The sequence below is a fragment of the Pseudomonas sp. fls2-241-R2A-110 genome, assembly GCF_030209165.1.
GTDB lineage: Bacteria > Pseudomonadota > Gammaproteobacteria > Pseudomonadales > Pseudomonadaceae > Aquipseudomonas.
This window is the reverse complement of record NZ_JARVSN010000010.1, coordinates 130,026-143,355: the sequence shown is the minus strand read 5'-3', so window position 1 is coordinate 143,355 and position 13,330 is coordinate 130,026. Positions and strand designations below refer to the sequence as shown.

Below are 13,330 nucleotides of genomic sequence, written 5' to 3'. Positions count from 1 at the left end.
TGACACTCCGCTATCGCGAGCCAACTCACTCCCACAGAGGATCAGCTGTGTGGCGTAGATTTTGGTACGGCCACGTTATCCAGCATCCGATTCACCGCCAGCTCAGCCAGCATGACAATTTGTTGAATCGCCATCGCCGTATGCCGATGCGGCCCTTCCAGATACCCCGCAAAATCACTCGCCATCACGCTGGCCTGGGCCAACGATTCACAGGTGTGGGCCAACAGGTCTTCGTCTTTGATATCCAGCGCAACCAGAAACATGGTGCTCGGTTTGCGGTTGGCCGGTGACTTGAGAGCTGCAGGGTTGAGGTAGTGATCCAGCGCGCGTTCGGCGGCGTCGTTGAATTTTTTGGAGTCGGCAGATTCGTAGGGGGAAACGTCGTCGGATTCGGGGGGATTGGGGGTTCTTTTATCATGGTGAAGCTCCATTCGAGGACTGGAGTTCGCCAACACTGCGACCAAGCAGAAGGGAGGCGAACCGTACGCGGGTTGGTCGACCAGGGAATGGAACCCGGCAGAGCCTAAGCCCTCCCACGCACAGCTCGCCATGAAGCAAGCACAAACGTGCGCCATTCTAAACCTGGGCGACCAAACCCGATCACTGAATTTGCAGTGAGCCGCGAAGCCTATCCTCCCGACTTCCGACACGACAACCGCCAGAACATGTCGGAATCATCCCCAGGAACGCTCAAGTTTGTAGGACGTTCGCAGTAAATTTCAGGCCAATATCGACCTCAATGTGGGAGCGAGCTTGCTCGCGAAGGCTGTTTAACATTCAACATTGAAGTTGGCTCACACACCGCTATCGCGAGCCAACTCACTCCCACAAGGGATCTCCTGTGCATTCCCGATAGGTCACAAATCCAACACCAACGGCTGCGAACCCTGCGCCGGCACCGCGCAACAAATCAGTACCTCTCCCGCCTCAGGCACTTCCGCCGGGGGCTGTGGATAATTCACTGCGCCGCTGATCAGCCGCGTTTTACAGGTGCCGCAAGATCCGCCGCGGCAGCTGAATTCCGGGCGCAATCCGCGGCTTTCCGCCAGCTCCAGCAAACTGCCGCCCTCGGGCTGCCAGCGTGCCTCTTTGGCCGAGCGCTGGAACACGACGGGGACCGAAACAGTGGCGGCCGGTGGTTGCTCGATGACAATGGCATCCGGGTCCGGCGTCCGACGCAATGTCGAGGGGCCAAAGGTTTCGGCATGAATCCTCGCGTCGCGGATGTCCAGACTGCGCAGGCTGTCGTACATCCCTTGGGTAAAACTGCCCGGCCCGCACAGGACAAAATCCACCTGATCGTAGTCGTCCACTTCGAGAACGGTCTTCATCAGGTCGGCGTCGATCCGCCCGGTCAGGTCGAAATCTTCACCCTCGCGGGCATCAGGTTCGGGCTGACTGAGCAATCGCATCACGTGTACCGAGTCGCCGAGGCCGTCGAGCAAGCGATCCAGCTCCGGGCGAAACGGCTGATCGGCCAAGGTTCGCGAGCTCTGGAAAAACCACGTCGGCCGAATGCGCCGGGTGCGCAAACCTTGATAAACCACCTCGCGCACCATCGACAGCAACGGCGTGATGCCAACACCGGCGGCCAGTAGCACCAGTGGCCGACGCTCATGCGGTGCCACGGTGAAATGCCCTTGAGGCGCGCGAGCTTCCAGCACATCGCCGACGCGAACGTGCTCATGCAGGTGCGAAGACACCAACCCGTCACGTTTCACACTGATGCGGAAAAAGTCATCGGAGGGGGCGCTCGACAGGCTGTACGTGCGGATATGCACATCGCCCCCAATGTTGAACCTCAACGGCAAATGCTGCCCAGCCTGAAACAGCGGCAACCCCGCGCCGTCGCTGGGCTCCAGATAGATCGAACGGATGGCGTGGCTTTCCTGCTCGATGCGCACCACTCGCAACGGCCGCCAGCTGTCGCCCAGGGCCTTGGCTTGCAGCCGCGCGTTCGCCTGCGCCCACGTGCCGGTCAGCAAACTGGTGGGCGACACGCCGTCAAAGCGCCAGCGCAAAGCCAGTGCGGCGGGCCGGCGCACCACGCGCTCCACCTCGAACGTCCACAACCGCTCGGCCCCTTGAAAGGCTTCGACTTGCGGGCCTTCGAGAATGACCTGCGCGCGACCGCTGAGCTGCAGCAAGTCGCCCGAATTGAAATCAATAAACAGCAAACCCGCACGCGGGTTGATCAGCAGGTTGCCCAAGGTATTGAAGAACAGGTTGCCGGCAAAATCCGGAATGGTCAGGCGATTGCCTTCTACCTGGACAAAACCGGCCTGGCCACCCCGGTGAGAAACATCCACCGAGCGTTGACCATCGACGTCCACGTAGCTGGCGACAAAGAAGGTATCGGCGCCGGCGATCATCGCGGTGGCCGCTTCATCCAGCGCATTGAGGTGCTGCGCGACACGGGTCGACGGGTCCGCCAAGGGCACCGAGCGGAACTGGCGCAGCTGAATGTACTGCGGGCAATTGCCGAACGATTGCTCGACTGCCACCCCGAAGCCACTTGCCGTCACAGCGCCAACCCGGCCATTGAGACGGTTGCGACGCCGAGTGTGCAGTTCGATGCCCAGCAGGCCAATCGCCGCGCCTTCTTGCAACTGCGCAGGATCGTCGCTGCCAGGCAGGCTGTCGAACTGCAACAACGCAGGCTGCGGGGAATGAGCAAAACCTGGCGGCCCTTCAAGAATACTGGCCCAAGGATTGCCATCGGCATCGACCGCGCCGTACAGCATGAACGGCAGTTGCTGATAGAACGTGCGGTGTTGATCCGGCATCTCGCTGCGAATCACCTTACGACCTACGACGTCCATTCGCTCGGCAACACCCACGTGAGCCTGCAATTGTTTCTCGCCAGTGTGCCAAGGTGAACGTTCCATAACGGTTTCTCCCCTGCGCTGATCGCGCAATGTGAGCAGCCCGACTGAGTCGGGCCGTGAGCATCAGGCAGTTTTTTGCAGGCCGGCGATGGTGCGCGGCATGCCGACAAATCCTGGCAACGCTTCAACTCGCGCCAGCCACGCCCGGATGTTGGCGTAGTCGTCCAGCGACACATTGCCTTCCGGCGCATGGGCGATATAACTGTAGGCCGAGACATCGGCGATGGTTGGCTCATTGCCGACGAGGTATTGCGTAGCGGCCAATTCCTGATCGATCACTTTGAGCACGGCGTGGGCGTTGGCGATGACTTCTTCAGCATTGTAGGACGCGCCGAACACCGTGATCAGTCGTGCTCGGGCAACGCTGTAGGCAATCGGCCCGGCGGTGATCGACAACCAGCGCTGAACGCTGGCCGCACCGACCGGATCGGTGGGCAACCACCGCCCGTTGCCGTATTTGAGTGCCAGGTAGACCAGGATCGCGTTGGAATCGGCCAGCACCACCCCTTGATCATCAATCGCCGGGACTTGACCGAACGGGTTGATCGCCAGGTAATCCGGCTGCTTGTGCGCGCCTTTGGGCAGATCGACAAAGATCAGCTCGGTTGGCAGCTGCAGTAGGGACAACATCAACTGCGCACGGTGAGCATGGCCGGAACGTGGGAAGTTGTAGAGTTTGATGGCTTGCATGGTCGGCTCCGCTGGTGGGTGGCGCCGTTTAGGTCGGCGCCAATTGGAGCTATCTTCCACCTACAACCGAAACAACAGAATAACCAGCAAACGCAATCAATTATTTCATCCAGCGCAATAACCCTTTAGCCCTGCAGCGCCGGGTGTTCGCGCAGCGCCTTCACCACGAAGTCGACAAAACTACGGACCCGCACGGGGGCCTTGCGTCCGCCCTGATAGACCACATGAATGGGCAATGGCGGCAGTTCGAAGTCAGCCAACACGATTTCCAGCTCACCCGCGGCAACCTTGCTCGCGACTTGATACGACAGCACTCGGGTCAGCCCAAGGCCCATGGCGGCGGCTGTGATAGCGGCCTGATTGGCGGTGACCACAAGACGCGGTTCTGAACGAACGCTGATCGGCTCCCCCGCCTCAAGGAACGGCCAGCTCCTGAGCTGCCCGATGGAGGAGGTAGCAATGATCGGCGCTGCGCTCAATTCGGCAGGATGCCGAGGCCGACCATGGGCTTTCAGGAATTGCGGAGAAGCGCAAATCACCCGCCGCACTTCGCCGACCCGGATTGCATGTTGATTGCTGTCCGGCAGCTCGCCGATGCGCACCGCCACATCGACGCCCTCCTCAACCATACTCACCACCCGGTCGACCAGCAGAGCGTTGATGCTGACGTCAGGAAATTGGGTCAGGTAACCGACCATGACTGGCGTGACGAACAAATCACCGAACAACACAGGCGCCGTAATAGTCAGTTGCCCACGGGGCTGGGCATGACTTCCGGCTGCCGAATCCTCAGCTTCCTGCACCTCGGAAAGAATTCTCCGACAATCCTCCAGAAAACGCTGACCCGCTTCGCTCAAATACACGCTGCGGGTGGTGCGCGTCAGTAACTGAGTGCCAATGCGCTTCTCCAGCGCCGCCACGGCCCGAGTGACACTCGCCGCCGACATCCCCAAAAGCCGCGCCGCCGCCGAGAAACCTTGCTCCTTGGCGACGGCGGCGAAGACTTGCATTTCCTGGAATCGGTCCATGGCGCTTGTCCTGTATTCAGATAAAAAAAATCGCAACCAGAGGCTGCGATTTTTAATGTTCGATCACCTGTGGATAACTTATTCCACAGTCACCGATTTCGCCAGGTTGCGCGGCTGGTCAACGTCTGTGCCTTTCAACACGGCGACGTAATACGACAGCAACTGCAGCGGGATGGTGTAGAGGATCGGCGACAGGATGTCGTGGATGTGCGGCATGTGCACAACGTGGGTGCCTTCGCCGTTGGTCATGCCTGCCTGCTCGTCTGCGAAGACGATCAGTTGGCCGCCACGGGCGCGGACTTCCTGGAGGTTGGACTTGAGCTTCTCCAGCAGTTCGTTGTTCGGCGCCACGGTGACCACTGGCATGTCGTTATCCACAAGTGCCAACGGGCCGTGCTTGAGTTCGCCCGCTGGGTAGGCTTCGGCGTGGATGTAGGAGATTTCCTTGAGTTTCAAGGCCCCTTCCATTGCCACCGGGAATTGCGCGCCACGGCCGAGGAACAGGGTGTGGTTCTTCTCGGCGAAAAGCTCGGCGATTTTCTCCACGGTGCCGTCCATGGCCAGAGCCTCGCCCAAGCGGGCTGGCAGACGACGCAGTTCTTCGACCAGGGTGGCTTCGACATCCTTGGACAATGTGCCGCGAACCTGACCCAGGGAAAGGGTCAGCAATAGCAGGCCGACCAGTTGAGTGGTGAAGGCTTTGGTCGAGGCCACGCCGATTTCGCGACCGGCTTGGGTCAGCAGGGTCAGGTCGGACTCACGCACCAGCGAGCTGATGCCCACGTTGCAGATCGCCAGGCTGGCGAGGAAGCCCAGCTCCTTGGCGTTGCGCAGCGCGGCCAGGGTGTCGGCGGTTTCGCCGGACTGGGAAATGGTGACGAACAGCGTGTCTGGCTGCACCACGACTTTGCGGTAGCGGAACTCACTGGCAACTTCGACCTGGCACGGGATACCGGCCAGTTCTTCGAGCCAGTAACGGGCAACCATACCGGCGTGGTAGCTGGTGCCACAGGCAACGATTTGCACGTTGCGCACTTTGGCGAACAGCTCGGCCGCCTGTGGGCCGAAAGCCTGTACCAGAACGCCGTTGGGGCTCAGACGACCTTCGAGGGTGCGTTGAACCACGGCTGGTTGCTCGTGGATTTCCTTGAGCATGAAGTGGCGGAACTCGCCCTTGTCGGCAGCTTCGGCGCCATCGCGATACTGAACGGTTTCTCGCTCGACGGCTTGGCCGTTAACGTCCCAGATGTGCACGCTATCGCGGCGAATTTCTGCGATATCGCCTTCTTCCAGGTACATGAAACGGTCAGTGACCTGACGCAGGGCCAGTTGGTCGGACGCCAGGAAGTTCTCACCCAGGCCGAGACCAATCACCAACGGGCTGCCGCTGCGGGCTGCGACCAGACGATCAGGTTGATGAGCACTGATCACGGCCAGGCCGTAAGCACCGTGCAGTTCTTTGACGGTGGCCTTGAGGGCCACAGTCAGGTCATGCAGGTCCTTGAGTTTGTGGTTCAGCAGGTGGGCGATCACTTCGGTGTCGGTGTCCGAGGTGAACACATAACCCAAGGCTTTCAGCTGTTCACGCAAGGCTTCGTGGTTTTCGATGATGCCGTTGTGCACCACCGCCAGATCGCCGGAGAAATGCGGGTGTGCGTTGCGCTCGCAGGGTGCGCCGTGAGTGGCCCAACGGGTATGGGCGATGCCGAGACGACCGACCAGCGGTTCGGCTTCGAGGGCAAGTTCCAGTTCGCTAACCTTGCCCGGACGACGCGTGCGTTCGAGCTTTTCATCGTTGGTGAAAACCGCCACACCGGCGCTGTCATAGCCACGGTATTCCAGTCGCTTGAGGCCTTCGAGCAGGATGGCGGTGATATTACGTTCTGCAACTGCGCCGACAATTCCACACATGCTATTTCTCCTGACTGACAGACGCGCAAATCAAATTGATGCCGCGGGCCTGAATCTGATCCCTTGCTTCTTGCGGCAAGCGATCATCGGTAATGAGGGTATGGACACTGCTCCAGGGCAGTTCCAGGTTGGGAATCTTGCGGCCGATCTTGTCGGCCTCCACCATAACGATCACTTCACGGGCCACATCGGCCATGACACGGCTCAGGCCCAGCAATTCGTTGAAGGTGGTGGTACCGCGGACCAGATCGATGCCATCAGCACCGATGAACAGCTGGTCAAAGTCGTAAGAGCGTAGTACTTGCTCGGCGACCTGCCCCTGAAAGGACTCGGAATGCGGGTCCCAGGTGCCGCCGGTCATCAACAGCACCGGTTCGTGTTCGAGTTCACTCAAGGCGTTGGCGACATGCAGGGAATTGGTCATCACTACCAGGCCCGGCTGCTGGCCGAGTTCCGGAATCATGGCGGCGGTGGTGCTGCCGCTATCGATGATGATTCGCGCATGCTCGCGAATCCGTTTGACGGCGGCGCGTGCGATGGCCTGTTTGTATTTGGAAACCGGCTGGCCGATGTCGGCGACCAGTTCCTGAGGCATGGTAATCGCACCGCCATAGCGGCGAAGCAATAGGCCGTTACTCTCAAGCGCAGCCAAATCCTTGCGAACCGTAACTTCCGAAGTTTCGAAGCGCTTGGCCAGCTCATCCACACTGACTTCGCCCTGCTCAGTGAGCAAGGCGAGAATATTGTGGCGACGTTGTGGTGTATTGCGCTTTGACATGAGCAAGTAAGTTTCGATTCGAAAGATAACGGAAGCAATCAAAACCTATTGCTGAAACTTCGTCAAGCGTGTGTAAGAAAAAATGTCTGTGGATAAATGCATCGCGGGCAAGGTCGCTCCTGAAAGGTCCCGTGAAACCTTGCAGGAGCGAGCTTGCCCGTGATGATGATCGATCAGGCTGTGAATAACTCAAACCTGAAATACGGTTGTGGATAACTCAGCTTTTCTTGATCTTCTCCGGCCGTTTCCAGCCATCGATGTTCTTCTGACGCGCCCGACCTACCGCCAACTGCGCGTTATCCACATTCTGGGTGATCGTCGAACCGGCCGCAGTCGTCGCACCGGAAGAGATATCCACAGGCGCCACCAACGAGTTGTTCGAGCCGATGAACACATCTTCACCCAGCACGGTTTTCCACTTGTTGGCGCCGTCGTAGTTGCAGGTGATGGTGCCTGCGCCAATATTGGTACGCGCGCCGACTTCGGCATCACCCAGGTATGTCAGGTGACCGGCTTTTGCGCCTTCGCCCAGATGCGCGTTTTTCAGTTCGACAAAGTTACCCACATGCGCGCGGGCTTCAAGCACCGTACCTGGACGCAAGCGCGCGAAAGGACCGGCATCGCTGCCCTCACCCAGAATCGCGCCTTCGATATGACTGTTGGCCTTGATCACCACGCCTTTACGCAGAGTGCTGTCCTTGATAACGCAGTTCGGACCGATCACCACGTCGTCTTCGATGACAACTTTGCCTTCGAGGATCACGTTGATGTCGATCAGCACATCGCGGCCCACGGTGATTTCACCGCGCACATCGAAACGTGCCGGATCACGCAGGGTCACGCCTTGAGCCATCAACCGGCGACCGGCACGCAACTGGTAGTGACGTTCGAGTTCAGAGAGTTGCTTGCGATCATTGGCGCCCTGCACTTCCATGGCGTCGTGTGGTTGCTCGGTGGCCACCACCAGACCATCGCTGACCGCCATTGCGATCACGTCGGTCAGGTAATACTCGCCTTGGGCGTTGTTATTGGAGAGACGGCTCATCCAGCCACCCAATTGCGCGAAAGGCAGGGCCAGAATCCCGGTGTTGCCTTCAGTGATTGCGCGTTCGGCTTCGTTGGCGTCTTTCTGCTCGACGATGGCGGTGACCTTGCCGTCGGCATCACGGACGATGCGGCCGTAACCCGTCGGGTCATCCAACTCGACGGTGAGCAAACCCAGTTGCTGGGGCGCAACTTTCTTGAGCAAACGCTGCAGGGTTTCGACTTCAATCAAAGGCACGTCACCGTACAAAATCAGCACGGTGTCGGACTCGATGAATGGCACGGCTTGCGCCACCGCATGACCGGTACCCAACTGTTTGTCTTGCAGGACGAAATTCAGATCGTCCGCCGCCAGGCGCTCACGCACGGCTTCGGCGCCATGACCGATCACCACGTGGATGCGCTGTGGATCAAGTTGCCGTGCGCTGTGGATAACATGGCCGAGCATCGAATTGCCGGCAATCGGGTGCAGAACTTTCGGCAACGCCGAACGCATGCGAGTGCCTTGGCCGGCAGCGAGAATAACGATTTCTAAAGACATGACTGGCTACCAATCCTGGGTGGTCAGCGGCTGCGACCAGGTTATGAAAGTCGAAAAAGAAAAAAGGGTAGCCGAGGCTACCCTTTTTAATCAATCGCGCAACAAGCGATGGCCTATTAGTGGCCAAACTTCTTGCGGATCTGCTGGACGGTGCGCAGCTGAGCTGCAGCCTCGGCCAGACGTGCGGATGCAGAACCGTAATCGAATTCCGCGCCCCGCTCATGCAAGGCCTTCTCGGCAGCCTTAACGGCTTCCAGAGCGGAGGCTTCATCCAGGTCGGCAGCACGTTGCACGGTATCGGCAAGAACCTTGACCATGTTCGGCTGAACCTCGAGGAAACCACCGGAGATGTAATACACCTCCTCTTCCCCGCCCTGCTTGACCAGGCGGATCGGGCCCGGCTTGAGATTAGTGATCAACGGCGCGTGACCCAGGGCGATACCAAGATCACCCAGTGCACCGTGCGCAATCACCATCTCGACCAGACCGGAAAAGATTTCTCCTTCCGCGCTGACGATATCGCAATGGACTGTCATAGCCATCTGATTGCCTCAACCTAAATTAGCGCCCGTTGCCAGGCGCCGGGATTACAGTTTCTTGGCTTTCTCGATCGCTTCTTCGATGCCGCCGACCATGTAGAACGCTTGTTCTGGCAGGTGGTCGTAGTCACCGTTGAGGATGCCTTTGAAGCCAGCAATGGTGTCTTTCAGGGAAACGTATTTACCCGAAGCACCGGTGAAGACTTCAGCCACGAAGAACGGCTGCGACAAGAAACGCTGGATCTTACGAGCACGGTTTACCAACTGCTTGTCGGCTTCCGACAGCTCGTCCATACCCAGGATCGCAATGATGTCCTTCAGTTCTTTGTAACGTTGCAGAACATACTGTACACCGCGAGCGGTGTCGTAGTGATCCTGGCCGATTACGTTCGGGTCCAGCTGGCGCGAAGTCGAGTCGAGTGGATCGACCGCTGGGTAGATACCCAGGGAAGCGATGTCACGGGACAGAACGACGGTGGCGTCCAAGTGGGCGAAAGTGGTCGCTGGCGACGGGTCAGTCAAGTCATCCGCAGGTACGTATACCGCTTGGATCGAGGTGATCGAACCGTTTTTGGTCGAAGTGATACGCTCTTGCAGAGTACCCATCTCTTCGGCCAGGGTCGGCTGGTAACCTACTGCGGAAGGCATACGGCCCAGCAGTGCGGATACTTCAGTACCGGCCAGGGTGTAACGATAGATGTTGTCGACGAACAGCAGAACGTCGTTACCTTCGTCACGGAACTTCTCGGCCATGGTCAGGCCGGTCAATGCTACGCGCAGACGGTTACCCGGCGGCTCGTTCATCTGACCGTAAACCAGTGCCACTTTGTCCAGAACGTTGGAATCCTTCATCTCGTGGTAGAAGTCGTTACCCTCACGAGTACGCTCACCCACACCGGCGAACACGGAATAACCGCTGTGCTCGATGGCGATGTTACGGATCAGTTCCATCATGTTTACGGTTTTGCCTACACCGGCACCACCGAACAGACCTACTTTACCGCCCTTGGCGAACGGGCAAACCAGGTCGATAACCTTGATGCCGGTTTCCAGCAGGTCGTTGCCGCCCGCTTGTTCAGCGAAGGTTGGCGCAGGACGGTGAATGCCCCAACGCTCTTCGGTGGCGATCGGGCCAGCTTCGTCGATCGGGTTGCCCAGAACGTCCATGATCCGGCCCAGAGTCGCTTTACCGACCGGTACGGAGATGGCTGCGCCAGAGTCAGTGACTTCCAGACCGCGCTTCAAGCCCTCGGTGGAACCCATCGCAATGGTACGAACCACGCCGTCGCCCAGCTGCTGCTGAACTTCCAGGGTGGTTTCAGCCGCGCTCACTACTTTCAGCGCGTTGTAGATGCTCGGTACGCTGTCGCGTGGAAATTCCACGTCGATAACGGCGCCGATGATTTGAACGATACGTCCGCTACTCATAGCTGGATCCTCTGAATATTTGAACCGTTAAACCGCGGCAGCGCCGCCGACGATTTCCGAGATCTCTTGGGTGATCGCAGCCTGACGCGCCTTGTTATAGACCAGCTGCAAATCGCTGATCAAATCACCGGCGTTGTCGGTAGCGTTTTTCATCGCGATCATCCGCGCAGCTTGTTCAGCCGCGTTGTTCTCGACCACCGCCTGGTAGACCTGCGACTCCACGTAACGGACCATCAAGCCGTCAAGCAGCTCTTTGGCATCCGGTTCGTACAGATAATCCCAGTGGTGCTTGAGTTCCTGATCCGGGGTTGCCACCAGTGGAATCAACTGCTCCACGGTTGGCTTTTGCGTCATGGTGTTGATGAACTTGTTGGACACCACGGACAGGCGGTCAATACGGCCGTCCAGGTAGGCATCCAGCATCACCTTGACGCTGCCGATCAGGTCATTGATCGACGGCTCTTCACCCAAGTGGCTGATAGCTGCAACGACGTTACCGCCGAAGTTGCGGAAGAAAGCCGCACCCTTGCTACCAACAACACACAGATCGATCTCGACGCCGTTTTCGCGGTTTACCGCCATGTCCTTGACCAGGGCCTTGAACAGGTTGGTGTTCAAGCCACCACACAGACCACGGTCACTGCTCACCACGACGTAACCGACGCGCTTTACTTCACGGTCGATCATGAAAGGGTGGCGATATTCCGGGTTGGCGTTGGCCAGATGGCCAATAACCTGGCGGATGCGCTCCGCATAAGGACGGCTAGCCGACATGCGCATTTGTGCCTTGCGCATTTTGCTGACCGCCACTTTTTCCATGGCGCTGGTAATCTTTTGCGTGCTTTTGATGCTCGCAATCTTACTGCGAATCTCTTTTGCGCCTGCCATGTAACACCTATCAGGTTAGCAAGCGGGAGCCTTGCGGCTCCCGCTGCGGCTTACCAGGTTTGGGTGGCCTTGAACTTCTCGATACCGGCTTTCATGCCAGCATCGATTTCGTCATTGAAGTCACCCTTCACGTTGATCTTCGCCATCAAATCGGCGTGATCGCGGTTGAAGTAAGAAATCAGCGCTTGTTCAAAGCTGCCGATCTTGGCGATTTCGACGTCAGTCAGGAACCCACGCTCAGCGGCATACAGCGACAGCGCCATGTCAGCGATCGACATTGGTGCGTATTGCTTCTGCTTCATCAGCTCGGTAACGCGCTGACCATGCTCAAGTTGCTTACGGGTCGCTTCGTCCAGGTCAGAAGCGAACTGGGCGAATGCCGCCAGTTCACGGTACTGAGCCAGAGCGGTACGGATACCACCGGAGAGCTTCTTGATGATCTTGGTCTGAGCGGCACCACCCACACGGGATACCGAAACACCGGCGTTCACAGCAGGACGGATCCCGGAGTTGAACATGGCCGATTCCAGGAAGATCTGACCGTCGGTGATGGAAATCACGTTGGTCGGAACGAACGCGGAAACGTCGCCAGCCTGGGTTTCGATGATCGGCAGTGCGGTCAGGGAACCGGTTTTGCCGGTCACTGCGCCGTTGGTGAACTTCTCTACGTATTCTTCCGAAACGCGCGATGCGCGCTCCAGCAGACGGGAGTGGAGATAGAACACGTCGCCTGGGTAAGCTTCACGGCCTGGTGGACGGCGCAGCAGCAGGGAAATCTGGCGGTAAGCCACTGCTTGCTTGGACAGATCGTCATAAACGATCAGCGCGTCTTCACCGCGGTCGCGGAAGAATTCACCCATGGTGCAACCGGAGTACGGTGCCAGGAATTGCAGTGCTGCAGACTCCGAAGCGCTCGCGGCCACGACGATGGTGTTAGCCAGTGCGCCGTTTTCTTCCAGCTTGCGAACCACGTTGGCGATGGTCGATTGTTTCTGACCAATGGCTACGTAGACGCAGAAAATACCGCTGTTCTTCTGGTTGATGATCGCGTCGATCGCCAGAGCGGTTTTACCGATCTGACGGTCACCGATGATCAGCTCACGCTGGCCACGGCCGACAGGGATCATGGCATCGACAGCCTTGTAGCCAGTCTGTACAGGCTGGTCTACCGACTTACGCCAGATCACGCCTGGAGCAACTTTCTCGACCGCATCGGTCTCGGTGTTGTTCAGCGGACCTTTGCCGTCAACTGGGTTACCCAATGCGTCGACTACGCGACCCAGCAGTTCCTTACCAACCGGAACTTCGAGGATGCGGCCGGTGCACTTGGCGCTCATGCCTTCAGCCAGAGACTGGTAGGAGCCCAATACAACGGCACCTACGGAGTCTTGCTCCAGGTTGAGAGCCATACCGAAGACGCCGCCCGGAAACTCGATCATCTCGCCGTACATTACGTCGGCCAGACCGTGAATCCGCACGATACCGTCAGATACGCTGACGACTGTGCCTTCGTTACGGGCTTGGGAGGTCACATCGAGCTTGTCGATGCGGCCCTTGATAATTTCACTTATTTCGGAAGGATTGAGTTGCTGCAT

Annotated in this window: 11 protein-coding genes; all 11 read right to left on the bottom strand. The window is 58.5% G+C overall.

Going from position 1 to position 13,330, the window contains the following annotated elements:
• Positions 1–41: 41 nt before the first annotated feature.
• Complete coding sequence (locus tag QRN31_RS08875) at positions 42–431, bottom strand: DUF6124 family protein (RefSeq protein ID WP_285431508.1); 390 nt, start codon at positions 429–431, stop codon at positions 42–44.
• Between the two features lie 426 nt (positions 432–857).
• On the bottom strand, positions 858–2,888 hold the full coding sequence (locus QRN31_RS08870; protein WP_285431507.1) for a pyridoxamine 5'-phosphate oxidase family protein: 2,031 nt from the start codon (positions 2,886–2,888) through the stop codon (positions 858–860).
• Between the two features lie 63 nt (positions 2,889–2,951).
• Positions 2,952–3,578 carry a glutathione S-transferase family protein gene (locus QRN31_RS08865; RefSeq protein ID WP_285431506.1) on the bottom strand — a complete coding sequence of 209 codons (627 nt, stop codon included), beginning with the start codon at positions 3,576–3,578 and terminating at the stop codon, positions 2,952–2,954.
• A gap of 125 nt (positions 3,579–3,703) precedes the next feature.
• Positions 3,704–4,606 carry a LysR family transcriptional regulator gene (locus QRN31_RS08860; RefSeq protein WP_285431505.1) on the bottom strand — a complete coding sequence of 301 codons (903 nt, stop codon included), beginning with the start codon at positions 4,604–4,606 and terminating at the stop codon, positions 3,704–3,706.
• A gap of 78 nt (positions 4,607–4,684) precedes the next feature.
• Positions 4,685–6,517, bottom strand: coding sequence for a glutamine--fructose-6-phosphate transaminase (isomerizing) (gene glmS / locus QRN31_RS08855; protein WP_285431504.1), 1,833 nt, complete (start codon positions 6,515–6,517; stop codon positions 4,685–4,687).
• 1 nt (position 6,518) lies between these two features.
• Entirely contained in the window at positions 6,519–7,295 is a 777-nt protein-coding gene (locus tag QRN31_RS08850) for a DeoR/GlpR family DNA-binding transcription regulator (protein WP_285431503.1), read from the bottom strand.
• Positions 7,296–7,512: 217 nt separating this feature from the next.
• The gene (gene glmU / locus QRN31_RS08845; protein WP_222589141.1) at positions 7,513–8,880 is read right to left on the bottom strand and encodes a bifunctional UDP-N-acetylglucosamine diphosphorylase/glucosamine-1-phosphate N-acetyltransferase GlmU; all 1,368 of its coding nucleotides are present in this window, start codon (positions 8,878–8,880) and stop codon (positions 7,513–7,515) included.
• A gap of 116 nt (positions 8,881–8,996) precedes the next feature.
• Positions 8,997–9,422 (bottom strand): F0F1 ATP synthase subunit epsilon, encoded by a 426-nt coding sequence (locus QRN31_RS08840; RefSeq protein ID WP_222589142.1) that lies wholly within the window; start codon positions 9,420–9,422, stop codon positions 8,997–8,999.
• Positions 9,423–9,467: 45 nt separating this feature from the next.
• Positions 9,468–10,847 (bottom strand): F0F1 ATP synthase subunit beta, encoded by a 1,380-nt coding sequence (gene atpD / locus QRN31_RS08835; protein ID WP_222589143.1) that lies wholly within the window; start codon positions 10,845–10,847, stop codon positions 9,468–9,470.
• 27 nt (positions 10,848–10,874) lie between these two features.
• Positions 10,875–11,735, bottom strand: coding sequence for a F0F1 ATP synthase subunit gamma (gene atpG / locus QRN31_RS08830; RefSeq protein WP_285431502.1), 861 nt, complete (start codon positions 11,733–11,735; stop codon positions 10,875–10,877).
• A gap of 50 nt (positions 11,736–11,785) precedes the next feature.
• Positions 11,786–13,330 carry a F0F1 ATP synthase subunit alpha gene (atpA, locus tag QRN31_RS08825; protein ID WP_090177609.1) on the bottom strand — a complete coding sequence of 515 codons (1,545 nt, stop codon included), beginning with the start codon at positions 13,328–13,330 and terminating at the stop codon, positions 11,786–11,788.

What these genes read in the sequence shown, in the direction of transcription:
- QRN31_RS08840 (WP_222589142.1), bottom strand. Translation starts at nt 9,422, where the DNA reads ATGGCTATGACAGTCCATTGCGATATCGTCAGCGCGGAAGGAGAAATC.
- glmS (WP_285431504.1), bottom strand. Translation starts at nt 6,517, where the DNA reads ATGTGTGGAATTGTCGGCGCAGTTGCAGAACGTAATATCACCGCCATC.
- atpD (WP_222589143.1), bottom strand. Translation starts at nt 10,847, where the DNA reads ATGAGTAGCGGACGTATCGTTCAAATCATCGGCGCCGTTATCGACGTG.
- atpA (WP_090177609.1), bottom strand. Translation starts at nt 13,330, where the DNA reads ATGCAGCAACTCAATCCTTCCGAAATAAGTGAAATTATCAAGGGCCGC.
- QRN31_RS08875 (WP_285431508.1), bottom strand. Translation starts at nt 431, where the DNA reads ATGGAGCTTCACCATGATAAAAGAACCCCCAATCCCCCCGAATCCGAC.
- QRN31_RS08870 (WP_285431507.1), bottom strand. Translation starts at nt 2,888, where the DNA reads ATGGAACGTTCACCTTGGCACACTGGCGAGAAACAATTGCAGGCTCAC.
- QRN31_RS08860 (WP_285431505.1), bottom strand. Translation starts at nt 4,606, where the DNA reads ATGGACCGATTCCAGGAAATGCAAGTCTTCGCCGCCGTCGCCAAGGAG.
- QRN31_RS08850 (WP_285431503.1), bottom strand. Translation starts at nt 7,295, where the DNA reads ATGTCAAAGCGCAATACACCACAACGTCGCCACAATATTCTCGCCTTG.
- QRN31_RS08865 (WP_285431506.1), bottom strand. Translation starts at nt 3,578, where the DNA reads ATGCAAGCCATCAAACTCTACAACTTCCCACGTTCCGGCCATGCTCAC.
- glmU (WP_222589141.1), bottom strand. Translation starts at nt 8,880, where the DNA reads ATGTCTTTAGAAATCGTTATTCTCGCTGCCGGCCAAGGCACTCGCATG.
- atpG (WP_285431502.1), bottom strand. Translation starts at nt 11,735, where the DNA reads ATGGCAGGCGCAAAAGAGATTCGCAGTAAGATTGCGAGCATCAAAAGC.